The sequence below is a fragment of the uncultured Sphingomonas sp. genome, from assembly GCF_913776855.1.
GTDB lineage: Bacteria > Pseudomonadota > Alphaproteobacteria > Sphingomonadales > Sphingomonadaceae > Sphingomonas.
In genome coordinates this window covers 14338-36052 of record NZ_CAJYQD010000022.1, presented here as the reverse complement: position 1 = coordinate 36052, position 21715 = coordinate 14338, and the positions used below count along the sequence as shown (strand labels likewise).

Genomic DNA, 21715 nt, shown 5'->3' with positions numbered 1-21715 from the left:
GGAGCGGGGTGGTCGTGCATTGCAACCGTTTTTAATGCGCCTCACGCACTCTTGGCGCGGGTGTTGCATTTGGCGAGCTGTTCGGCGGCGAACGCCTCGCCATTGGCGGTGAAGGTGGTCAGGGTGCCCAGTTCCTTCGCCGCGAGCTGGCACATGGTCAGCGGGCTGCCCTCGGTCCGGTTGGTGACGCAGCGATCGCCCGCGCACTTCCACGGCGTGCTGCGCGTCATCATCGCGGCGATCGTGGGGGCAACGGCGGGCACCGCCGCATAGCCGCGGACCGGCTGCGCCGTGGCGGCGAGGGGCAGGGTCATGGCGGCGGCGGCGAGCAGGGCGAAAGTCTTCATGGCGCGTCTCCAGCGGTCGATTCGTCGATGCCGCAGCTAATATACATCGATGTAAGTTGCAAATGACTATCTTTGCTGCAGCCGCGAAATCGGTGCTATTTCCCTTGCTGTCACATTGGGCTAGGCTGTTTCGAATGACGACGACCCTCAGAGAACCGCTGCGCGAACTGGCCAACCGGTGCAGCCTGCCCGCCGCGCTGGAGGCGATGGGCGAACGCTGGTCGTTCCTGATCCTGCGCGGGTCGTTCAACGGCCTGTGTCATTTCGAGGAGTTCCAGTCGGAACTGGGCATCGCGCGCAACATCCTGGCCAACCGGCTGTCGCGGCTGGTCGGGCATGGGATCCTCGAACGGCGTGCGGTCGCGGCGGACCGGCGCAAGATCGAATATCGCCTGACCGAAAAGGGACGGGCGCTGCTGCCGACGATGGTCGCGCTGCGCCAATGGGGCGAACGATGGGAAACCGGCGTGGCGGCGACGCCGATCCTGGTCGATGCGCGCGACCGTCGACCGATCGCGACGGTCGCGGTCCACAGCCATGACGGCCGGGTGCTGGACAAGAGCGACCTGCTCTGGGCGCTCGAAGCGGACGTCTTGCGCGACTGACCCCGGATCAGCCGGTGGTGGGCAGGGCTTCGGGAGCCGCTTCGTCGTCCGGCGCGGCTTCCGCTGTCGCATCGGTGCGATGGCCCCACCGCACCAGCGACCAGGCGCGTTCGTGAAAATAGAACAGCAGGATCTTGGTGATGACCTCGGTCCCGGCGATCGCCCCGGCGAGCTTGGCCGATCCGGAGAAGAACAGCCCCAGCACGAAGGTATCGATCGATCCCACGGTGCGCCACGATACCGCCTTCACGAAGCTGCGCGGGTGGCTCTCAAGACCCTTGAACACGAACATGCCGACGACTCCGCCCAGGCGGAATGCCGGGCGCCATGGCGTGCGACAGCCGCGCGGCGGTGCGTAGCGAGGAAAATATGGGGCCGATCAAGCCATGCTTGTCACAGCAGGCGGATCAGCATCAGCAGCAACCCGAACATCGAGGCGACCCACACCAGGCTGCGGACATAGGGCACCCCGAACAGGTAGAGCGGGTGATAGACGATCCGCGCGCCGAACCACAGCATCGCGCCGATCGCACCCAACCCGCCGGTCCGCCCGCTGATGGCGAGTGCCAGCGCAAGCGCGATGAAGGCGGGGTAGCTTTCCTTGAAATTGTCGAGCGCCCGTTGCGCCCGACCGGCCAGCGCGCCCTTGGGATGCTGGTCGCCGTCGCGCGGGCCGGCGTTCCACCCGACACCCAGTTCGCGCGTGGCTAGTTGCCCTTGCAGCATGATCGCGATCACCAGCAGTACGACCGACCACCCGAGCAGGGTGAGTTCGAGGGGCAGGCTGGTCATGGATGCGCTCCGGTTTGCGTTGCCGCATATAGCGTCGGGAAGCGGCCGGGGTTCCAGCCGCCGAGCCGCTCATGCCGTATCCCCGCACAGGCGGGGATCCAGAGCCGCACGGACCAGCCGCCGCGTCTTCCAACCCTGGACCCCCGCCTGCGCGGGGGTTCGGCAGCGACGAAGCAAGGCACCTGGCACATCCTGCTGGGACCCCGCCTGCGCGGGGGTAGGATGGTGCCGGGCAGGCCCTACCCCGCGTTCCGCCCCGCCGGCGTATTGACCCCCATCGACTGGAGATATTTCTTCACGTTGCGCGCCGCCTGGCGCAGCCGCTGTTCGTTTTCGACCATCGCGATCCGCACATAGCCTTCGCCATTCTCGCCATAGCCGACGCCCGGTGCGACCGCGACCTTGGCCTCGGTCAGCAACTGCTTGGCGAATTCGAGGCTCCCAAGATGGGCGAGCGCCGGCGGCAGCGGCGCCCAGGCGAACATCGACGCGCGCGGCGAGGGGATGTCCCATCCGGCCCGCCCGAAACTCTCGACCAGCACGTCGCGGCGCTTGTGGTATAGCTGGCGGTTCTTCTCGACGATATCCTGCGGGCCGTTGAGCGCGGCGCACGCCGCCGCCTGGATCGGGGTGAACGCGCCATAGTCGAGATACGACTTCACCCGCGTCATCGCCGCGATCAGCTTCTTGTTGCCGACGCCGAAGCCCATCCGCCAGCCGGCCATCGAATAGGTCTTGGAAAGGGAAGTGAACTCGATCGCGACGTCCTTCGCGCCCGGCACCTGCAGGATGGAAGGGGTGGGGCAACCGTCATAGTAGAGTTCGGAATAGGCGAGGTCGGAAATGACCCACAGCCCATGTTCCTTCGCGAACGCCACCACTCGTTCGTAAAAGGCGAGGTCGACGACCTCGGCGGTCGGATTCGACGGATATCCCATCACCAGCACGCTGGGCTTGGGCACGGTGAACGCCATCGCGCGTTCGAGGCTTTCGAAATAATGCTCGTCAGGGGTCGTCGGCACCGCGCGGATCGTGGCGCCGGCGATGATGAAGCCGAACATATGGATCGGGTAGCTGGGATTGGGGGCGAGGATGACGTCGCCGGGCGCGGTGATCGCGGTGGCGAGGCTGGCCAGCCCCTCCTTCGACCCCATCGTCACCACGACCTCGCTGTCGGGATCGATATCGACGCCAAAGCGGCGACCGTAATAATTCGCCTGTGCCTTGCGCAGGCCCGGAATGCCCCGCGACTGCGAATAGCCATGCGCCGAGGGCTTGCGCGCGACCTCGACCAGCTTTTCGATGACGTGGTCGGGCGGCGGCAGGTCGGGATTGCCCATGCCGAGGTCGATAATGTCCTCGCCACCGGCACGCGCGGCCGCCCGCATCGCGTTCACTTCGGCGATGACATAGGGGGGCAGGCGCTTCATGCGGTAGAATTCGTCGGACATTCTCGTTCCTTTCCCGGCGGTCCTTACGCTAGGAAGCAACTAACGGGTAGGCCCGCCTGCCTTCAGGAGAAGAAAATGACCGCCGAGTCGAATACGCCGCCGGCCCCGTCCATGTCGCTGGAGGATTTGCAGCACTGGACCCAGATGCTGGGCCGGGCGCAGCAGATGATGCTCGAACAGGGCATCGACCTGCTGGAGCGGACCCCGGCGATCCCCGATCCTACCGGTATGCTGAAGGCGCAGAGCGATTTCTGGGCCGATACGATGAAGCTGTGGCAGCGATTCCTCGACCCCGCCAATGCCACCCCGGTCGAGGAATCGCCCGAGCGCGCCCGCGACCGGCGCTTCAAGGCCAAGCAATGGCATGACGACCCGCTCTTTGCCTTCATCCGGCAGAGCTATTTCCTGGTCGCTGACCATATGCTGAAAAGCGTCGATGCGCTGGACGGCGTGGAGGGCAAGCAGAAGGAACAGCTTCGTTTCGCGACGCGCGGGCTGATCGATGCGATGAGCCCGACCAATTTTCCCGCAACCAACCCGCTAGTCGTCGAAAAAATCATCGAGACCCGCGGCGAGAACCTGCTGAAGGGCCTGCAGAATATGCTGGCCGACATGGCCAAGGGCCAGATGACGCAGAGCGACACCAGCGCGTTCGAACTGGGCCGCAACGTCGCGACGACACCGGGCAAGGTCGTGAAACGCACGCCGCTCTACGAACTGATCCACTATGCGCCGACCACCGAAAAGGTCGGGGCGATCCCGCTGCTGATCTTTCCGCCGTGGATCAACCGCTTCTACATCCTCGACCTGACGCCCGAGAAGAGCTTTATCCGCTGGGCGGTGGAACAGGGGTTGAGCGTCTTCGTCGTGTCGTGGAAATCGGCCGATGCGTCGATGAAGGACGTGACGTGGGACGATTATGTCGTGCGCGGACAGGTCGACGCGATCGACACGGTGCGCGACCTGCTGGGCGTCGAGTCGGTCCATACCATCGGCTATTGCGTCGCGGGCACGACGCTGGCCGCGACGCTGGCGCTGCTGACGGCGCGCGGCGAGGCGGCGAAGGTCGCCACCGCCACGTTCTTCACCGCGCAGGTCGATTTTGCCGATGCCGGCGAATTGTCGCTGTTCGTCGACGATGAACAGCTGGGCCTGATCCGGCAGGTGGGCAAGGACGGGTATCTCGACGGGCGCTACATGGCGGCGACGTTCAACCTGCTGCGCGGCCGCGACCTGATCTGGAACTATGTCACCAACAACTATCTGCTCGGCAACGATTACGCGCCGTTCGACCTGCTTCACTGGAACGCCGACGTCACCAACCTGCCGGCGAACTGGCATCTAGGCTATCTGACCGATCTCTACCGCGACAACCGGCTGGCGCAGCCCGGATCGATGATAGTCGATGGCGTGCCGATCGACCTGACCACGGTGAAGACCCCCGCCTATATTCAGGCCGGACGCGAGGATCATATCGCGCCGCCCGAAAGCGTGTGGAAGGTGACCGAGCATTTCACCGGCCCGTTGCGCTTCGTGCTGGCCGGGTCGGGGCATATCGCGGGTGTGGTAAACCCGCCCTCGGCCGGGAAATATCAGTACTGGACCAACGATGCGCCCGCCGAATCGCTGGCGGCGTTCATCGCGGGTGCGTCGGAGACGAAGGGTAGCTGGTGGCCGGACTGGCGGGCATGGATCGCGGCGGCCGATGGGAAGACCGTTCCAGCCAAGGGCCTGCGTGTGCCCGGCGGCGGCACTGCACCGGCACTGTGCGATGCACCCGGCGAGTATGTGCGAACGCGCTAAGTGCCGGTGAAAACGTGCAGCATATTTATGTTGCGCTGCACAAATTCCGTCTTGAAACGGTCATGGATATTCGCTATTTGGTGCATCGCAGCAGCACTAGATGGAGGAAGTCCGAGTGGCCACGAGAGGTCCGAAGACCGGCGCGCGCAAGCCCGCCAGTTCCCGTTCCACCCGCCCAGTCGCGACCGCCCCGGTCGAGGCTGCCGCACCGATGCCGGCCGCGCCGGTTGCCGAACCGGTAAAGGCGGACGTCCCGCCGGTACCGTTCGTCGCCGAGCCGAAGGCCGCGCCGACCGAATTGCCTCTGAAGGTTGAACTACCCGCCATCGATCCCGCGCCCGTCGCGGAACCGGTGGCCAAGGCGGCGGAAGCCGTTGTCGAAACCGCGCACAACGCGGTCGAGGAAACCACCGCGGCGGTCGAGACCGTGACCGCGCAAGTCGAGGAAAAGACCATGGACGTCACCAACGAAGCGACCGCCACCACCCAGAACGCCGCCAACAAGGCGCAGGCGATGATGGCCGACATGAACGAGAAGGCCAAGGCCGCCATGGAAAAGGGCGCCAAGGGCTTCGAGGAAATGAACGAAATGGCCAAGGGCAACATCGAAGCGATGGTCGAAGCCAGCCGCATCGCCGCCAAGGGCCTCGAATCGCTGGGCCAGGAAATGGCCGAATATGGCCGCAAGTCGTTCGAGCACGCGACCTCGACCGCCAAGACGCTGGCGTCGGTCAAGTCGCCGACCGAGTTCATGAAGCTCCAGTCGGACTTCGTGCGCCAGTCGTTCGACTCGTTCGTCGCCGAAGCGTCGAAGACCACCGAAATGATGATCAAGCTGGCCGGCGACGCCGCGCAGCCGATCAGCAACCGCGTCGCGGTTGCCGCCGACAAGGTGAAGACCGCCGCGTAAGCGGTCGGTTCACCGACACGGACGGAAGGGGCGATCGCGCGAGCGGTCGCCCTTTTTGCATGATGGGCGGTATCGTCCGGTGCCGCACCCCCTTGCCCTGTCCCCCGGCAATGCCATATTTTGCGGCGACATGTCTCGACAGCACAGCATCCCGATGGCCGGTGACGACCGCGACCATGACGACGATCACGCGACCGGAATTGGCGTCGCGACCCAGACCCGCGTCAAGAAACCGACGCCGTACCGCGTCCTGATGCTGAACGACGATTATACCCCGATGGAATTCGTCGTCCTGTGCCTGCAACGTTTCTTCCGCATGAGCATGGAGGAAGCGACGCGGGTAATGTTGCACGTCCACCAGCGCGGCGTCGGCGTCTGCGGCGTCTTTACCTACGAGGTCGCGGAGACGAAGGTCGCGCAGGTGATGGACTTCGCCCGCCAGAACCAGCATCCGCTGCAATGCACGCTGGAAAAGGCTTGAGGCGCGGGCCTCGCTGAACCTTTGTCACGTGGCCGGGGGCCGGCGATAACTGGAACAGTCGCCGGGAGCACGCCGCGACCGGTTGCACATTCGATTCCACCCGATAGGACTGGCCGAATGCAGATCGCGGTCCTGACCTTTGACGGGTTCAACGAACTCGATTCGTTCATCGCGGCGGGCATCCTCAACCGGATGCGGCCACAGGGCTGGACCGCGTACATCACCTCGCCCACCGAGGAGGTGACGTCGATGAATGGCGTCACCATCCACCGCCAGCGTCCGCTCGCCTTCGCCCGCGATGCGGACGCAGTGCTGATCGGCAGCGGCATCCGCACACGCGAGATTGCCGCCGATGCCGATCTGCTGGCCCAGCTCGCGCTCGACCCCGCGCGCCAGCTGATCGGGGCGCAATGTTCGGGTACGCTGCTGCTGGCGAAGCTGGGCCGGATCGGCGACCTGCCTGCCTGCACCGACCTGACGACGAAGCCATGGGTCGTGGAGGCTGGCGTCGAGGTCATCGATGCGCCGTTTGTCGCACACGGCAATGTCGCCACTGCCGGCGGCTGCATGGCGTCGCAATATCTGGCGGCATGGATGATCGCGCGCGGCGGCTCGCTGGCTGATGCAGAGGCGGCGATCCATTATGTCGCGCCGGTCGGTGAAAAGGCGGCGTCGGTCGACCGCGCGCTCGGCGTAATCGCGCCGTTCGTTGCGGGGCCGGCGGCAGCGGCCTGATCCGCCACGCCTCTTGCGCCCCCTCGCGTACCCACTAGAAGCTGGAGCATGGATCGTATCGTCATTCGCGGCGGCAATCGCCTGTCCGGCCGCATCGTCATTTCCGGGGCCAAGAACGCCGCACTCACGCTGCTGCCGTGTGCGCTGCTGACCGAGGAGCCGCTGACGCTGCGCAACCTGCCGCGCCTCGCGGACGTCGACAGCTTCGGCCACCTGCTCAACCAGTTCGGCGTGTCGACCACGATCGAGGGATCGCATCCCAGCGAGTTCGGCCGCGTGATGACGATGCGCGGCCAGCGGCTGACCTCGACCGTCGCCCCCTATGACATCGTGCGCAAGATGCGCGCGTCGATCCTCGTGCTGGGGCCGCTGGTCGCGCGCGCGGGCGAGGCGACGGTGTCGCTGCCCGGCGGCTGCGCGATCGGCAACCGCCCGATCGACCTGCACCTGAAGGCGCTGGAGGCGCTAGGTGCCGAGATCGAACTGGCGGCGGGTTATGTGAAGGCGACGGCACCAGGCGGACGCCTGCCAGGCGGGCGCTATCGTTTCCCGGTGGTGTCGGTCGGCGCGACCGAGAATGCGGTGATGGCCGCCGTGCTGGCCAAGGGTACCAGCGTCCTCGAAAACGCCGCGCGCGAGCCGGAGATCGTCGACCTGTGCCGTTGCCTCGTCGCGATGGGCGCGGTCATCGACGGCATCGGCAGCGACACGCTGACCATCGAGGGCCGCGACCGGCTGCACGGGGCGACCTATGCCGTCATGCCCGACCGGATCGAAGCGGGCAGCTATGCCTGTGCCGCCGCGATCACCGGCGGCGCGGTCGAACTGGCCAACGTCGTGCCGGGCGACATGCGCGCGACGATCGACGCGCTGGTCGAAGCGGGCGTCGCGGTACGCGAGGAAGCGACCTCGTTATTCGTAGAGGCGAGCGGCGATATCCGCCCGGTCAATCTGTCGACCGCGCCCTATCCGGGCTTCGCCACCGATATGCAGGCGCAGTTTATGGCGCTGCTGACCCGTGCCGATGGCGCCAGTGTCCTGACCGAGACGATCTTCGAAAACCGCTACATGCACGTGCCGGAACTGGCACGGATGGGTGCGGACATCACCGTCACCGGACGGTCGGCGGTGGTGCGCGGCGTTGCCGGTTTGATCGGCGCGCCGGTCATGGCGACCGACCTGCGCGCGTCGATGAGCCTGATCATCGCGGGTCTGGCGGCACAGGGCGAGACGTCGGTCAGCCGCGTCTATCACCTCGATCGCGGCTATGAGCGGCTGGAGGAAAAGCTGCAGGCGGTCGGTGCCGACATCGAACGGCTGGGCGACGGCTGACGCACCGCGCTTGAACTGACGCTTATTGTCGGACTATATCGTCCCCCAACGGACCGGACGTGGCGTGAACAGCCCGCCGGTCACCACGGGAGGGGTGACGATGAAGCGAGCGTTTCTTTGCCAGGCCGCACTGGCCGCCATCATATTCGGCGGCGCGCAGGCGGAAGCGGCGACGGCCAAGCGTTCGAGCTTCGGCAAGCTGCCCGACGGGACTGCGGTGGAGGCGGTGACCCTGACCGGCAGCAACGGCGTCAGCGCGCGGATCATGACGCTGGGCGCCACGCTGCAGGCGTTCAACGCACCCGACCGCACCGGCAAGGTCGCCGACGTCACGCTCGGCTATGACGATGCCGCCAGCTACATCACCGCGCCCAATTACTGGGGCCAGACGATCGGCCGCTATGCCAACCGCATCGCCGGCGGCGCGTTTACCCTCGACGGCAAACGCTATCAACTGACCCAGAACGACAAGGCCAATTCGCTCCACGGCGGCACGGTCGGCTTCGACAAGCGCGTGTGGCGGATCGTGTCGGTGAAGGATGGCCCGACCGCCTCGGTCACGATGACGCTCAACAGCCCGGCGGGGGATCAGGGCTATCCGGGTACGCTCGACGTCACCGTCACCTATGCACTCGACGACAGGGGCGCGCTGACGATCGATTTCGACGCGAAGAGCGATGCGCCGACCATCGTCAACCTGACCAACCACGCGCTGTTCGACATGGGTGGGGAGGGGAGCGCGATCGGCACGATGCACCATCGGCTGACGATGCCTGCCATCCGCTACACGCCGGTCAACGACGCGCTGATCCCGACCGGCGAGCGTCGCGCGGTCAAGGGCACGGTGTTCGACTTCACCCGCGGCCGCATCGTCGGACAGGATGTCCGCGATGGCCGCGATGCGCAGATCGTCGCCGGGCGCGGCTATGACCATAATTTCGTCCTCGACGCCGGGATCACAAAGGAGCCGAAGCTGGCGGCGCGGCTGGAGGACCCTGCGTCAGGCCGGGTGCTGGAAGTGCTGACCACCGAGCCGGGGGTGCAGTTCTACTCGGGCAATTTCCTCGACGGTACGCTCGTCGGGAAGAAGGGCCATGTGTACCGCATGGGCGACGGCATTGCCCTCGAACCGCAGAAATTCCCCGACACGCCCAACCAGCCGGCGTTCGGATCGGCGCGGGTCGAGCCGGGCAAGCCGTATCATCACCGCATGGTGTACCGCGTTTCGGTGGCGCGCTGAGCGGGCCAGCCTTCATCGTCATTCCCGCCTGCGCGGAGATGGCGACAAGGGGTGATTCGCCTTAACCCCTAATGCGCGTGCGCCATCGCGCAGTCGTCGCCGGTTTCGATCTGGATCGTCGCATGGCCAATGGCGAAGTCATGCTCCAGCCGATCCCGTACCGTGGCCAGAAACGCATCGCCCGGATGGCCGCCCGGCACCACCAGATGCGCGGTCAGCGCGGTTTCGGTCGTGCTCATCGGCCAGATATGCAGGTCATGGACCCGGATGACCCCAGGTTGCGCGGCCAGCAGCGCCTCGACGGCGTGCGCATCGATCCCGCGCGGCACCGCCTGTAACGCCAGCAGCAGCGATTCGCTGAGCAGCCCCCAGGTCCCGATCAGGATGATCGCAACCACGATCAGGCTGACCAGCGGGTCGATCCACGTCGCCCCGGTCCACAGGATCACAAGCCCGGCGACGACCACCCCCGCCGACACCGCCGCATCATAGGCCATGTGCAGATAGGCACCGCGAATATTGACGTCGCCATGGCGCCCACCTGCGAACAACATCGCGGTGGCCAGGTTGACGACGATCCCGGCCAGCGCGACCCACACCACCGGCCAGCCGTCGATCGGGCGTGGGCTGCCCAGCCGCTGGATCGTTTCCAGCAGGATCGCCCCGACCGCCAGCAGCAGCACCAGCGCGTTGGCCAGCGCGGCGAGGATGGTCGACGCGCCCAGCCCATAGGTGAAGCGCCGCGTGGCGGGCCGCTTGGCCAGTTCCATCCCGCCCCATGCGATCAGCAGACCCAGCACGTCGGACAAATTGTGCCCGGCATCGGCCAGCAGCGCGACCGAATCGAACCAGAAACCGGCGCCGCCCTCGATGACGACGAAGGCGATGTTCAGCAGCGTGCCGATGGCGAAGGCCCGGCCGAAATCGGTCGGCATGTGGTGATGCCCGTGACCGCCATGGCCATGGCTGTGCCCGTGGCCGGCGTCTTGTCCACGATGGCTGTGGCCGTGGCCATGATGATGTTCGCCCATGGGCCGCCTTCTGGCACCATGGCGATGCGCTGACCAGATGCGACGGTCCGCCGAAACTTGGCCGCGGATCGTCCGAAACGGGATCGAAACGGCCCGTCACGCGCTGATCCGGCAATTCCAGCGACGTTGGTCGCCAGCCGGGTAAGTTTGCACAGGTTATGAACCCCGATGATCCCGCGGTACGCATCCTGATCGTCGACGACGATCCCGCCGTGCATGATTCATATCGCATGTCGTTCGCCCCATCGGACGATGCGGCGGCGCTGGCCGGGCTGGCGGCGCAACTGTTCGACGATGTGGCGCCGGAACCTGCCCGGCCGCTGCGGCTGTCGTTGGACCATGTGCATCAGGGGGACGAAGCGGTTGCGGCGGTCGAACGGGCGACGCGCGACGACTGCCGCTTTGCCGTAGTCTTCATCGACGTACGGATGCCGCCGGGAATCGATGGGCGCGAAACGGCGCGGCGCATCCGGGCGATCGACCCGGAGGTGCAGATCGTCATCGTCACCGGATATTCCGATTTTTCCCCGGCACAGATCGCGCAGGTCGCCGGGCCGCCCGACCGGCTGTTCTATATCGCCAAGCCCTTTACCGCCGACGAAGTGGTCCAGACCGCCACGGCGCTGTCGCATCGCTGGCGTTCGGACCGGGCGCTTGCCGATGCCCGTGCCGCGCTGGCGGCGAAGGTCGAGGAACTGGAGGAACAGGCGCGCGAACTGGCCGCGAACGAGAGCAAGGCGATCCGCCTGGCCAATCGCGATCCGCTGACCGGGGCGCCCAACCGGCTGGCGTTCCTGCGCATCCTGTCCGAACAGGCGCGGCGGCCGGGCAATTTCGCCATGGCGATGATCGATCTCGACCGGTTCAAGCTGATCAACGACACCCTCGGTCATCTGGTCGGCGACGAACTGATCCGCACGATCTGTGCGATCCTGATCGAGCAGGTGGGTGAGGACGGTTTCGTCGCGCGGCTGGGCGGGGATGAATTCGGCGTGCTGCTGCGTGCCGATCATGCCGATGAAGCGGTGATGCGCTGCGAACGGCTGGTGCGTGCCTGCTCGGCCGACCTGCAGGTGTTCGGCCACCCCATCCATGGTGCGGCGTCGATCGGCGTGGTGATGGTCGGTGGCGAGGGTGGGCGTGACCCGGTCGACGTGATGCGCCGCGCCGACTTGGCGCTCAACGAAGCGAAGCGATCGGGCAGGGGCGTGGTGCGGCTGTTCGACGACAGCATGGACGAATCGATCCGATTTCGCCGTCGTGTCGAACAGGGGCTGACCCAGGCGATCGCGAATCGCGAACTGGCGCTGCTGTTCCAACCGATCGTGGCGCAGGACACGCTGGCGGTCGTCGGGTTCGAAGGGCTGCTGCGCTGGAACAGTCCCGATCACGGCGCGATCGGCCCGACGACCTTCATGCCGATCGCCGAGGAATCGAACCTGATCCATAAGCTGGGCGAGTGGGTCCTCGATGCCGCGCTGGCGATGCTGGGCGAATGGCCGGGGCAGTATGTCTCGGTCAATTTCTCTCCGCGCCAGTTCCGGCGACAGAATTTCGTCGGCCATCTGGTCGAAAAGGTGCAGCGTGCCGGCGTCGCACCCGACCGGTTGCAAATCGAGATTACCGAAACCGCGATCTTCGACGATGCCGAACGCGCCGCCGACACGCTGTACCGGCTGCGCCAGATGGGATTCCGCATCGCGCTCGACGATTTCGGAACTGGCTATTCGTCGCTCTACAATATCCGCAAGTTCGCGCTCGATTGCCTGAAGATCGATCGCAGCTTCATCGACGGGATGGGGCGCGAGCGCGAGAGCGCGGCGATCGTCCATTCGATCATCCACCTCGCCCGCGCGCTGCGGCTGGAGGTCGTCGCCGAAGGGGTGGAAACCGAACAGCAGTTGCAGGCGCTGCGCCTTGCCGGCTGTTCGCACCTGCAGGGCTATTATTTCGCGCGGCCGGTCGATGGCGCGGCGGCAACGCGAATGGCGCGACACGGCGTGGGTCGGGAGCGGACGGCGACCGAATGACTGCGCCCGGTCCCCGCCCGCTGGGTCGCCTGCTGCTTGGGTGGCTGGCGCTGGCAGGTGGGGTGGGTATCGCGCTGACTACCACCGTGCTGGCGATCGTGGCGGGGCGGAACGCCGCGCTTTGGAGTGCGGTGGCGGGCGGCGTCTTGCTGCTGATCTTGTTGGCGACCTTGCGGATCACCATCGCGCGGTACGTGACCAACCCGCTCCGGGTGGTCGCGCAGGCGATGACGGCAATGGCCGCGCCCGGCGAACCCGCTTCGCATCCCATGCCCGACGCTCCGGCCGAAATCCGCGCATTGCTGCTGCGGCTGGCGCTGATGCGACAGCAGGTGCAGGAGCAGGCAGGGCAACGCGAACTGCGCTCGTTCCGGTTGGGGCGTACCGAAAGCCGGGCGGCGCTGGTCCACAACGCCCGCAACGCCTTGTCGCCGATCAGCACGATCCTGTCGCATGGCCTTGCCCAGCCGCCCGTCGCCGAACGGGACATGATCGAACGCGTCGTCGCCGAACTGGCACGGCACGATTTGCCACCCGCCCGGCGCGAAAAGCTGGCCGCCTTTCTGATGACCGCGATCGATGCCGTGGCGCGGGCGCGGATGGAGCGGCTGGCCCAGTTCGAAACCGGCCGGGCGGCGCTGGCCAACATCCTCGACATCATCGGCGGGCCGCAGGACGTGGCGGACGAGGGGCCGGTGCTGGACCGTTGCGACGTGACCGACCTGATCGCGCGCAACGGCGCCATTGCCCGCTATGGTGACGGGCGCTCGATCGCGGTGTCCTTTCCTGCCACATCCTGCTGGGTGCGGGCCGACCGGGTGATCCTCAGCCAGGTCATCGGCAACTTGTTCCGCAACGCGGTGGAGGCGATCGCGGCACGGGGCGACGGCGACGGGCAGGTCATCGTCACCGTGACCGACGGGCCGGAAGTGACGGTGGTGATCGCCGATGATGGCGACGGGTTCGATCCCGCCGACGCGCCGATGCTGTTCCAGCACGGCTATTCCACCCGCAAGGCGAAGGCCGGAGGGCTGGGCCTGCACTGGTGTGCGAACTGGATGGCGGCGATGGGCGGCAGGCTGCGGCTCGACAGTGACGGACCGGGCCTCGGCGCCCGCGCGATCCTGACGCTGCCGGCGGGGTAGGACTCAGACGATCAGCGGCAGGACCCGCGCGGCATCGGCAGGACGACAGATCAGCAGGTCGGGCAGCCACGTATCCTGACAGTTATAGTAGAGCGGCGTCCCGTCGATCCGAGACGCGTGCAGCCCGGCGGCCAGCGCCACCGCGACCGGTGCGCAGCTATCCCATTCATATTGCCCGCCGGCGTGGAGGTAGATGTCGGCCTCGCCACGCACCACCGCCATCGCCTTCGCCCCGGCCGACCCCATCGGGATCAGCTCGGCACCGATCGCCTCCGCGACCGCCAGCGCCTGCGGCGCGGGGCGGGTGCGGCTGACGACCATGCGCGGCCGGGTGGGGGCGAGGGGCACGATCGGGGCGGGGCTGCTCGACAGGGTAATGCCCAGCGCGGGCAGCGCGACCGCGCCCGCCGCGGCGCGCCCGCCGACCGCCAGCGCGACATGCACTGCCCAGTCGTCGCGCCCTTCGGCATATTCGCGGGTGCCGTCCAGCGGATCGATGATCCATGTCTGCGACGCGGCACAGCGCAGCTTGTCGTCGGCCGACTCCTCCGACAGCACGAACGCATCGGGCCGGGCCGCGCGCAGCCGGTCGAGGATCAGCGCATTGGCCTCCGCATCGGCACGGTCGCCCAGTGCCTTGCCGGTTTCCCGCCCCTCGGCGCGAATCGCGAGCAACAACTTGCCCGCCTCGGCGGCGATGGCGGTCGCCAGCAGCGCGTCGTCGGTCACAGCGTCGGTGCCCAGATGCCCAGCACATGTTCGACGATGCGTTCGGCGGCCGCCTCCGGCGTTTCGCGCGTGGTGTCGACATGGATGTCGGGGCGAACCGGCGGTTCGTACGGGCTGTCGATGCCGGTGAAGTTGGCGAGCGTACCGGCCCGCGCCTTGGCATACAGCCCCTTCACGTCGCGCGCCTCCGCCACGGCCAGCGGCGTGTCGACGAACACCTCGACGAACTCGCCATCGCGCAGCATCGAGCGCGCGAGATCGCGTTCGGCGCGGAACGGGGAAATGAACGCGGTCAGCACGATCAACCCGGCATCGGCCATCAGCCGGGCGACCTCACCGACGCGGCGGACATTCTCCACCCGGTCGGCATCGGTGAAGCCCAGGTCGCGGTTGAGGCCGTGGCGGATATTGTCGCCGTCGAGCAGGAAGCTGTGCTTGCCGAGCGCGTGCAGCTTCTTTTCGACCAGATTGGCGATAGTCGATTTTCCCGAACCCGACAGCCCGGTGAACCACAGCACGCGCGGCGCCTGGTTCTTCTGGGCGGCGTGCGCCTCCCGCGTGATGTCGATCGACTGCCAATGCACGTTCTGGCTGCGGCGCAGGCAATAATCGATCATGCCGGCGGCGACGGTGGCGTTGCTGATCTTGTCGATCAGGATGAACCCGCCGAGATCGCGATTGTCGGCATAGGGTTCGAACGCGATGCCGCGATCGGTGAACACGTCGGCCACGCCGATGTCGTTCAGCTGCAGCGTCTTGACCGACAGTTCGGCCAGCGTGTTGACGTCGATCGCGTGGCGCGGGGGCTGCACCGTTGCCGATACGGTGCCCGACCCGGTCTTCAGCCAATAGGCGCGACCGGGCAGCAGCGGTTCGCCATCCATCCACACGATCGTCGTGCGGAACTGGTCGGCGACCTGCGGCGGCGCATCGGCGGCGGCGATCACGTCGCCGCGCGAACAATCGATCTCGTCGGTAAGGGTAATCGTCACCGACTGGCCCGCCACCGCCAGGGGCAGGTCGCCGTCCATCGTGACGATGCGCGCGACCGTACTGGTCTTGCCCGACGGCAGAACCCGCACCGCATCGCCCGGTCGGACCGTGCCGCCGGCGATCAGCCCGGCGAACCCGCGAAAGTCGAGCGTCGGGCGGTTGACCCACTGCACCGGCAGGCGAAATGCGCGCGCCGCGGCTGCTTCGCTGTCGAGTTCGACTGCTTCAAGATGCTCGATCAACGCCGGGCCGGGATACCATGGCGTGTTGGCCGACGGGGCGGCGGCGATATTGTCGCCCTTGAACCCCGACAGCGGGATCGCGGTGAAGCCGGCGATGCCGATCGATTCGGCGAACGCGGCATAGTCGGCAACGATGCGGTCGAAAGTCGCCTGGTCGTAACCGACCAGATCCATCTTGTTCACCGCCAGCACGATGTGGCGGATACCGATCAGGTGCGCGAGATAGCTGTGCCGCCGCGTCTGGGTCAGCACGCCCTTGCGTGCATCGATCAGGATCACGGCCAGGTCGGCGGTCGACGCCCCGGTCACCATGTTGCGGGTATATTGTTCGTGACCGGGGGTGTCCGCCACGATGAACTTGCGCTTTTCGGTCGCGAAGAAGCGATAGGCGACATCGATCGTGATGCCCTGCTCGCGCTCGGCGGCAAGGCCGTCGACCAGCAGCGCGAAGTCGATCTCGCCTCCTTGCGTTCCGACCCGCTTCGAATCGCTCTCCAGCGCCGCCAGCTGATCCTCGAAGATCATCTTCGAATCATATAGCAGCCGCCCGATCAGCGTCGACTTGCCGTCGTCCACCGACCCGCAGGTGATGAACCGCAGCAGCGACTTGTTCTGATGCTGCGCCAGATAGGCGTCGATGTCGTCGGCGATCAGCGCATCGGGGGTATAGGCGGGGGCGGTCGCCATCAGAAATAACCCTCCTGCTTCTTCTTTTCCATGCTGGCCGATCCGGCATCGCGATCGATCGCGCGGCCCTGCCGCTCGGACGTGGTGGTCAGCAGCATTTCCTGAATGACCTCGCTCAACGTCGCCGCCTCGCTCTCCACCGCGCCGGTCAGCGGATAGCAGCCGAGCGTGCGGAAGCGGATCGAGCGGTCGACCGGGACTTCGCCGGGGTTGAGCGGGAACCGGTCGTCATCGACCATCAGCAACATGCCGTCGCGCTCCACGGTTGGGCGGGGGGCGGCAAAATACAGCGGCACGATCTCAATCTGCTCGGCCAGGATATATTGCCAGATGTCCAGCTCGGTCCAGTTCGACAGCGGAAAGACGCGGATCGATTCGCCCTTCGCCTTGCGTGCGTTGTACAGGTGCCAGAGTTCGGGCCGCTGCGCCTTCGGGTCCCAGCGATGGTTGGCCGAGCGGAACGAGAAGACGCGTTCCTTCGCCCGGCTCTTCTCCTCGTCGCGCCGCGCGCCGCCGAACGCCGCGTCGAACCCATAATGGTCGAGCGCCTGCTTCAGCCCCTCGGTCTTCCACAGGTCGGTGTGCAGGCTGCCATGGTCGAACGGGTTGATCCCGCGTGCCTTGGCCTCCGGGTTCTGGTGGACCAGCAATTCCATGCCGGCATCGCGGGCAGCCTTGTCGCGCAGCGCGTACATCGCGCGGAATTTCCACGTCGTATCGACATGCAGCAGCGGAAAGGGCGGCGGCGCGGGATAGAAGGCCTTCTTGGCGAGGTGCAGCATCACCGCCGAATCCTTGCCGACCAAATAGAGCATGACCGGGCGTTCGGCCTCGGCCACGACTTCGCGCAGGATGTGGATGCTCTCCGCCTCCAGCCGCTGGAGATGGGTCAGGCGATCGGTGCTGGTGTCAGTCATTATGGATCGCAGGTAGCGATCCGGGTGCAGCCACCAAAACAACGATTCCTGCAGCGCGCGGCAGTTCAGCTATCGTGCGGGGCCGGGGCGTGATGGGCTGACCGGCAGGTCGATGGCAGTCGAGGGTAGCAGAAGCGCCTGGACCTGCCCGGCGGACCGGACCGACCCAGGCGCAGTTCCGTTCAGATCGGACGCAGATCGTCGCCGTAGCTGTCACGGAACAGAGCGAAAAACGCCTGCATTTTCTTTCTCCCAGTTACGCCGAAGCGCTTCCAACTATTAACGCAAAATTAACCCAAAGCCAAATCGGAATCGCAGCGGTCCCGCGTAAAGTGCGGGCCATCGTCGTTAACCGAAGCTTTGCAGTTTGGCGGGTAGCGAGAAGCGGCCATGCGCCGCGCCAAATCGGATCATTTCCCGCTTGTCGGGACCAGGAATCGCCCGCGATCCCGTCGCGCTGCGCTGATTCGCGATGCGGCTGGACCGACGATCGACATGGGCACCGTGCTGCGCGACCTGCCGCTGTATCGCTTCGTCCTGCTGGCCGAGTTGCAGGACTTCGTTGCGCTGCGCCGGAGCGTCGGCGTGGCGCGCGCCCGGCGGGTGATCGAGGATGTGATGGCGCGCCTCGCGCAGGCGCTGCCGCTGGTGCGAGCCGTGCCGTCGGGGCAGACAGTGCTGGAACTGTCGTTCGAGTGCGGTTCGTCCGCCGAAGGGGTCGCGGTCGTCGGGCAGATCCGTTCGATCATGGCCGAATCGTTCAATCTGGACGGCGAATCCTATCGCCTGTCGCTGCGAGTCGGCGGGGTCGGTGCCCCGATGCTCGACGCGGACGACATCCAGCTGGCAGAGGCTGCCGAACAGGCGCTGGTCGATGCGCGCGAGATCCGCAGCGACGTGATCCGCGACTTGGCCAACCCGTCGGCCGGCGACGATCCGATCCAATTGATGCGCGAACTGCCCGATGCGATCGCAAGCGGGCAGATCTTCCTGCAATATCAGCCCAAGGTGCGAGTGCGTCAGCAGCAGGTGGTCAGTGCCGAGGCGCTGGTCCGCTGGCGCCATCCGGTGCGCGGATTGATCCTGCCGGGCATGTTCATCGAAGCGGCCGAGCGGTCCGACACGATCGGTCCCCTGACGCTGTGGATCATTGCGCGCGCGATCGCCGATCAGCGTGCCATGGCCGAACACGGGCATGACATCCCGGTCTTCATCAACATTTCCGGCATCCTGTTGTCGGACGCCGCCTTCGTTCGGGATGCCTGTGCGCTGGTCAGCGCCGGGGCTGCGAAGATCGGGTTCGAGATCACCGAGACGGCAGTCATCCGCGATCCGGAAAGCGCGATCGCCAATCTGCGCATCTTTGCCGACATCGGGGTGCCGCTCGCCATCGACGACTATGGCGCTGGGCTGTCTTCGCTCGCCTATCTCAAGCGCCTGCCTGCATCGGAACTGAAGATCGACAAGCTGTTCGTGACCCAGCTGACCAGCAGCAACCGTGATCCGCTGATCGTGCGATCGACCATCGACCTTGCTCATGCCCTCGACATGGAAGTGACGGCCGAAGGCGTGGAGACGCCGGCGGCGCTGGCGCTGTTGGGGGTGATGGGCTGCGACATGGTGCAGGGCTTCCTGATCAGCCGTCCAATCGAGTTTCCCGCCTTCCTGACCTTTCTGTCCGAGGAGCGGCATGTCGCGGCGATGGCCGGGCCGCGATTCTCATTCCGCCGTAACGAAGGGCAGTGGAAGGCCGGCTAGGGCTTACGCAGCATTAACCCCGATCAGCGCATGATAGGACCATGATCCCGCACGCTATTCGTCCCGCTCTTCTCGCCCTGCTGGTGACGTGTAGCGCGACGCCTGCGCTGGGCCAGAGGGCAAATGCCACGCTGGAGCAGCGGTACGATGCGGTTCGCGCGGGGCTGGTGGCGGAACCGGAAGAGGGGCTGCGACAAAGCGTCCAGCTGGAGCGGGCCGCGACATCGCGGGATGGGGCAAGATCGCGAATCGCCGCAGCCAGTATCTGGCTGCAGGCGGAAGCCTATTCCCGCTTGGGCAATATCGAGAAGGCGCGTGCGGAAATCAATCGGGCGCTGAAGATCGTGCAAACGATGCGCCCTCGCATCGCACTTGAAGGCGACATATTGCGAACCCGCGGCGACCTTGCCTCCGACGAAAGCGCGGTCGCATCCGCGCTGGCGGACTATCAGGCGGCATATCGAATTTATCAAGGTTCCGGCGATGCCCGTGGACAGGCCATGGCCTTGTTGAGCATCGGTGCGCTGTATCGACAGGGTGCCGATTACGAAGCAGCGCTTCGCTATCACGATCAGGCGATCGAGGCCTATGCCGCCGACCCCCTTCTGCTGGTCTCGCTACTGAACAACCGGGGAAATGTGCTGACCGAAATGGGTCGGTATCGCCCGGCGCTGGTCGATCAGCGTCGGGCGCTCGACCTCGTGTCCGGACTGAAGAATCCCGCCTTCGAAGCGCGAATTTTGGGCAATATTGCCCGAGCGCAGCGGGCGGCCGGTCTGGAGGATGCCGCATGGCGATCGATCTCGTCCGGCCTGCAGCTGGCGCGTGAGTCGCAGGCAGACGCCGTCCTGAAGCAGCTGGAAACGCTGGCGGGGCGGATTGCGATCGACCGAGGGCAGCCCGGCGTGGCCCTGCAGCTGCTCGACCGTGCGTTCGCCGGCATCGATCTGAAGACAACGCCGCTCGCCGCGCGCGACAATCATCGCAACGCCTATATTGTCTATGCGGCGGCCGGCGAAACCGCCAAGGCGCTGGCCCATCTCGAGGCGCTCGACCGGCTGAACGAACAGGCGACGCAACTCACGACCTCGACCAAGACGGCGCTGATGTCGGCACGGTTCGATTTCCAGAACCAGGAACTGCGCATCGCACGGCTGAAGCAGGAGGAGTTGCGGCGCAACGTCGCGTTCGAACGGGAGAGTGCCCGGTTCCAGCGCATCCTATTCGGCAGCATCGCGGCGGCGGTCGCGGTACTGGTCGCGCTGCTGGCCTTCGGCGTGCTGACGCTGCGCCGCAGCCGCGACATGATCCGCCGGGCCAACGTCGATCTCGCCGCGACCAACGCCGCGCTCGAAAAGGCGCTGAAGGCGAAAGGCGATTTTCTGGCGACGACCAGCCATGAAATCCGCACGCCGCTGAACGGCATTCTCGGGATGGCGCAGGTCATGCTGCGCGACGACCGGCTCGCGCCGGACATGCGCGACCGGCTGGACATCATCCACGATGCCGGCGTCACCATGCGGTCGCTGGTCGATGATATTCTGGACGTGGCCAAGATGGAGTCGGGCAAGCTGACCGTGGAGCGGATGCCGACCGACCTGATCGCCACTATCGAGGACCTGGCCCGGCTGTGGCGGCGGCAGGCAGAGGATCGTGGCCTGGGCTTCGTCCTCGACCTGGGACCGGTTCCGCGGTGGGTGGAGGGGGATCCGGTGCGGCTGCGGCAGATATTGTTCAACCTGCTGTCGAACGCGCTGAAGTTCACGCCCACGGGCCAGATCGCGCTGCGGGTGGCGGCGACCGGCGATCGACTGGTGATCGCGGTGGTAGATACCGGCATCGGCATCGCACCCGATCGGCTGGAGGATGTGTTCGAATCGTTCCAGCAGGCAGACAACAGCACCACCCGCCGATTCGGCGGAACCGGTCTGGGGTTGACCATCTGCCGCAATCTGGCGCGGGCGATGGGCGGGGACATTACGGTCAGCAGCGCGCCGGGCGCGGGGACGACCTTCCTCCTCGACCTGCCGCTGGTACCGGTCATGCCGGACGCGGATGCGGCACCCGTTTCCGACGACACGCCGCCCGCTGACATGCTGCTGGTCCTCGAGCGTAATCCGATCGCCCGCGCGATGATGCGCACCCTGTTCGCCGGCCATGTTGCCGATACCGTGTTCGTCGACGATGCCGATACGCTGCGCGAGCGGCTGGCGCAGGATGGCGTCCGGGCGGTGCTGGTCGATACCGCGTCGTTGTCCGCCGGCTCGAGTGATCCGGTGCGTGACATGGCCGCGCTTGCCGAACTGGCCGCGCGGCGCGGCGTGCGGATGGCGGTCATGGCGCGCGCGCAGGAGCTTGTCGCGTCAGAGGGGCAGGCGATCACGTTGCTCCGCAAACCCGTTTCGGCTACGCAATTAATCGACGCATTGTTTGTCGAATCGGAAGAAGGGGCACCGGCGGTTTCCCTTGTCCCGGACGCCGCATAGC

Annotated in this window: 19 protein-coding genes; 11 read left to right on the top strand and 8 right to left on the bottom strand. The window is 66.2% G+C overall.

Annotated features, from left to right (window positions below; genetic code table 11):
- Positions 1-41: 41 nt before the first annotated feature.
- Positions 42-347: a hypothetical protein gene (locus QZ755_RS05865; RefSeq protein WP_294320683.1), complete on the bottom strand. Its 306-nt coding sequence runs from the start codon at positions 345-347 to the stop codon at positions 42-44.
- Between the two features lie 134 nt (positions 348-481).
- On the opposite strand from QZ755_RS05865, the gene QZ755_RS05860 reads away from it, so the two are divergent.
- Positions 482-952, top strand: a complete 471-nt coding sequence (locus tag QZ755_RS05860; RefSeq protein WP_294320681.1) for a helix-turn-helix domain-containing protein — start codon at positions 482-484, stop codon at positions 950-952.
- A gap of 7 nt (positions 953-959) precedes the next feature.
- Here QZ755_RS05860 and QZ755_RS05855 read toward each other — a convergent pair whose 3' ends face one another.
- The 3 genes from QZ755_RS05855 to QZ755_RS05845 form a co-directional block, all read right to left on the bottom strand.
- Positions 960-1244 carry a DUF2061 domain-containing protein gene (locus QZ755_RS05855; protein WP_294320680.1) on the bottom strand — a complete coding sequence of 95 codons (285 nt, stop codon included), beginning with the start codon at positions 1242-1244 and terminating at the stop codon, positions 960-962.
- 101 nt (positions 1245-1345) lie between these two features.
- Positions 1346-1744: an MAPEG family protein gene (locus QZ755_RS05850; RefSeq protein WP_294320678.1), complete on the bottom strand. Its 399-nt coding sequence runs from the start codon at positions 1742-1744 to the stop codon at positions 1346-1348.
- 239 nt (positions 1745-1983) lie between these two features.
- Complete coding sequence (locus QZ755_RS05845; RefSeq protein ID WP_294320676.1) at positions 1984-3195, bottom strand: LL-diaminopimelate aminotransferase; 1212 nt, start codon at positions 3193-3195, stop codon at positions 1984-1986.
- A 75-nt stretch (positions 3196-3270) separates the two neighbouring features.
- On the opposite strand from QZ755_RS05845, the gene phaC reads away from it, so the two are divergent.
- The 6 genes from phaC to QZ755_RS05815 all read left to right on the top strand — a co-directional run bounded on the left by phaC (position 3271) and on the right by QZ755_RS05815 (position 9696).
- On the top strand, positions 3271-4998 hold the full coding sequence (gene phaC, locus QZ755_RS05840) for a class I poly(R)-hydroxyalkanoic acid synthase (RefSeq protein WP_294320674.1): 1728 nt from the start codon (positions 3271-3273) through the stop codon (positions 4996-4998).
- A gap of 115 nt (positions 4999-5113) precedes the next feature.
- Positions 5114-5908, top strand: coding sequence for a TIGR01841 family phasin (phaP, locus tag QZ755_RS05835; protein ID WP_294320672.1), 795 nt, complete (start codon positions 5114-5116; stop codon positions 5906-5908).
- 154 nt (positions 5909-6062) lie between these two features.
- On the top strand, positions 6063-6389 hold the full coding sequence (gene clpS / locus QZ755_RS05830; RefSeq protein ID WP_294320745.1) for an ATP-dependent Clp protease adapter ClpS: 327 nt from the start codon (positions 6063-6065) through the stop codon (positions 6387-6389).
- Between the two features lie 117 nt (positions 6390-6506).
- A complete protein-coding gene (locus QZ755_RS05825) occupies positions 6507-7124 on the top strand; it encodes a DJ-1/PfpI family protein (protein ID WP_294320669.1) in 618 nt (205 codons plus the stop codon).
- A gap of 48 nt (positions 7125-7172) precedes the next feature.
- Positions 7173-8456, top strand: a complete 1284-nt coding sequence (murA, locus tag QZ755_RS05820) for a UDP-N-acetylglucosamine 1-carboxyvinyltransferase (RefSeq protein ID WP_294320667.1) — start codon at positions 7173-7175, stop codon at positions 8454-8456.
- Positions 8457-8556: 100 nt separating this feature from the next.
- Positions 8557-9696: an aldose epimerase family protein gene (locus QZ755_RS05815; RefSeq protein ID WP_294320665.1), complete on the top strand. Its 1140-nt coding sequence runs from the start codon at positions 8557-8559 to the stop codon at positions 9694-9696.
- A 68-nt stretch (positions 9697-9764) separates the two neighbouring features.
- Here QZ755_RS05815 and QZ755_RS05810 read toward each other — a convergent pair whose 3' ends face one another.
- Positions 9765-10727 carry a cation diffusion facilitator family transporter gene (locus tag QZ755_RS05810; RefSeq protein ID WP_294320662.1) on the bottom strand — a complete coding sequence of 321 codons (963 nt, stop codon included), beginning with the start codon at positions 10725-10727 and terminating at the stop codon, positions 9765-9767.
- Positions 10728-10885: 158 nt separating this feature from the next.
- On the opposite strand from QZ755_RS05810, the gene QZ755_RS05805 reads away from it, so the two are divergent.
- Both QZ755_RS05805 and QZ755_RS05800 read left to right on the top strand, forming a co-directional pair.
- Positions 10886-12757, top strand: coding sequence for an EAL domain-containing protein (locus QZ755_RS05805; protein ID WP_294320661.1), 1872 nt, complete (start codon positions 10886-10888; stop codon positions 12755-12757).
- A complete protein-coding gene (locus QZ755_RS05800) occupies positions 12754-13902 on the top strand; it encodes a HAMP domain-containing sensor histidine kinase (protein WP_294320651.1) in 1149 nt (382 codons plus the stop codon). Before QZ755_RS05805 ends, QZ755_RS05800 begins: the two co-directional genes overlap by 4 nt.
- 3 nt (positions 13903-13905) lie before the next feature.
- Here the strand turns inward: QZ755_RS05800 and QZ755_RS05795 are convergent, their stop codons facing one another.
- The 3 genes from QZ755_RS05795 to cysD are packed head-to-tail and all read right to left on the bottom strand — an operon-like array spanning position 13906 to position 17470.
- Positions 13906-14631: a 3'(2'),5'-bisphosphate nucleotidase CysQ gene (locus tag QZ755_RS05795; protein WP_294320649.1), complete on the bottom strand. Its 726-nt coding sequence runs from the start codon at positions 14629-14631 to the stop codon at positions 13906-13908.
- Positions 14628-16553 carry a sulfate adenylyltransferase subunit CysN gene (gene cysN, locus QZ755_RS05790; RefSeq protein WP_294320647.1) on the bottom strand — a complete coding sequence of 642 codons (1926 nt, stop codon included), beginning with the start codon at positions 16551-16553 and terminating at the stop codon, positions 14628-14630. Before cysN ends, QZ755_RS05795 begins: the two co-directional genes overlap by 4 nt.
- Positions 16553-17470 (bottom strand): sulfate adenylyltransferase subunit CysD, encoded by a 918-nt coding sequence (cysD, locus tag QZ755_RS05785; protein ID WP_294320645.1) that lies wholly within the window; start codon positions 17468-17470, stop codon positions 16553-16555. Before cysD ends, cysN begins: the two co-directional genes overlap by 1 nt.
- A gap of 495 nt (positions 17471-17965) precedes the next feature.
- On the opposite strand from cysD, the gene QZ755_RS05780 reads away from it, so the two are divergent.
- Together QZ755_RS05780 and QZ755_RS05775 are read left to right on the top strand one after the other, a co-directional pair.
- Entirely contained in the window at positions 17966-19228 is a 1263-nt protein-coding gene (locus QZ755_RS05780; protein WP_294320643.1) for an EAL domain-containing protein, read from the top strand.
- Between the two features lie 41 nt (positions 19229-19269).
- Entirely contained in the window at positions 19270-21714 is a 2445-nt protein-coding gene (locus QZ755_RS05775; RefSeq protein WP_294320641.1) for an ATP-binding protein, read from the top strand.
- Position 21715 lies beyond the last annotated feature (1 nt).

Bases quoted from the DNA above. Each gene is read 5' to 3' on its own strand.
- QZ755_RS05865 (WP_294320683.1), bottom strand. From the start codon at position 347: ATGAAGACTTTCGCCCTGCTCGCCGCCGCCGCCATGACCCTGCCCCTC.
- QZ755_RS05860 (WP_294320681.1), top strand. From the start codon at position 482: ATGACGACGACCCTCAGAGAACCGCTGCGCGAACTGGCCAACCGGTGC.
- QZ755_RS05855 (WP_294320680.1), bottom strand. From the start codon at position 1,244: ATGTTCGTGTTCAAGGGTCTTGAGAGCCACCCGCGCAGCTTCGTGAAG.
- QZ755_RS05850 (WP_294320678.1), bottom strand. From the start codon at position 1,744: ATGACCAGCCTGCCCCTCGAACTCACCCTGCTCGGGTGGTCGGTCGTA.
- QZ755_RS05845 (WP_294320676.1), bottom strand. From the start codon at position 3,195: ATGTCCGACGAATTCTACCGCATGAAGCGCCTGCCCCCCTATGTCATC.
- phaC (WP_294320674.1), top strand. From the start codon at position 3,271: ATGACCGCCGAGTCGAATACGCCGCCGGCCCCGTCCATGTCGCTGGAG.
- clpS (WP_294320745.1), top strand. From the start codon at position 6,063: ATGGCCGGTGACGACCGCGACCATGACGACGATCACGCGACCGGAATT.
- QZ755_RS05825 (WP_294320669.1), top strand. From the start codon at position 6,507: ATGCAGATCGCGGTCCTGACCTTTGACGGGTTCAACGAACTCGATTCG.
- murA (WP_294320667.1), top strand. From the start codon at position 7,173: ATGGATCGTATCGTCATTCGCGGCGGCAATCGCCTGTCCGGCCGCATC.
- QZ755_RS05815 (WP_294320665.1), top strand. From the start codon at position 8,557: ATGAAGCGAGCGTTTCTTTGCCAGGCCGCACTGGCCGCCATCATATTC.
- QZ755_RS05810 (WP_294320662.1), bottom strand. From the start codon at position 10,727: ATGGGCGAACATCATCATGGCCACGGCCACAGCCATCGTGGACAAGAC.
- QZ755_RS05805 (WP_294320661.1), top strand. From the start codon at position 10,886: ATGAACCCCGATGATCCCGCGGTACGCATCCTGATCGTCGACGACGAT.
- QZ755_RS05800 (WP_294320651.1), top strand. From the start codon at position 12,754: ATGACTGCGCCCGGTCCCCGCCCGCTGGGTCGCCTGCTGCTTGGGTGG.
- cysN (WP_294320647.1), bottom strand. From the start codon at position 16,553: ATGGCGACCGCCCCCGCCTATACCCCCGATGCGCTGATCGCCGACGAC.
- cysD (WP_294320645.1), bottom strand. From the start codon at position 17,470: ATGACTGACACCAGCACCGATCGCCTGACCCATCTCCAGCGGCTGGAG.
- QZ755_RS05780 (WP_294320643.1), top strand. From the start codon at position 17,966: ATGGGCACCGTGCTGCGCGACCTGCCGCTGTATCGCTTCGTCCTGCTG.
- QZ755_RS05775 (WP_294320641.1), top strand. From the start codon at position 19,270: ATGATCCCGCACGCTATTCGTCCCGCTCTTCTCGCCCTGCTGGTGACG.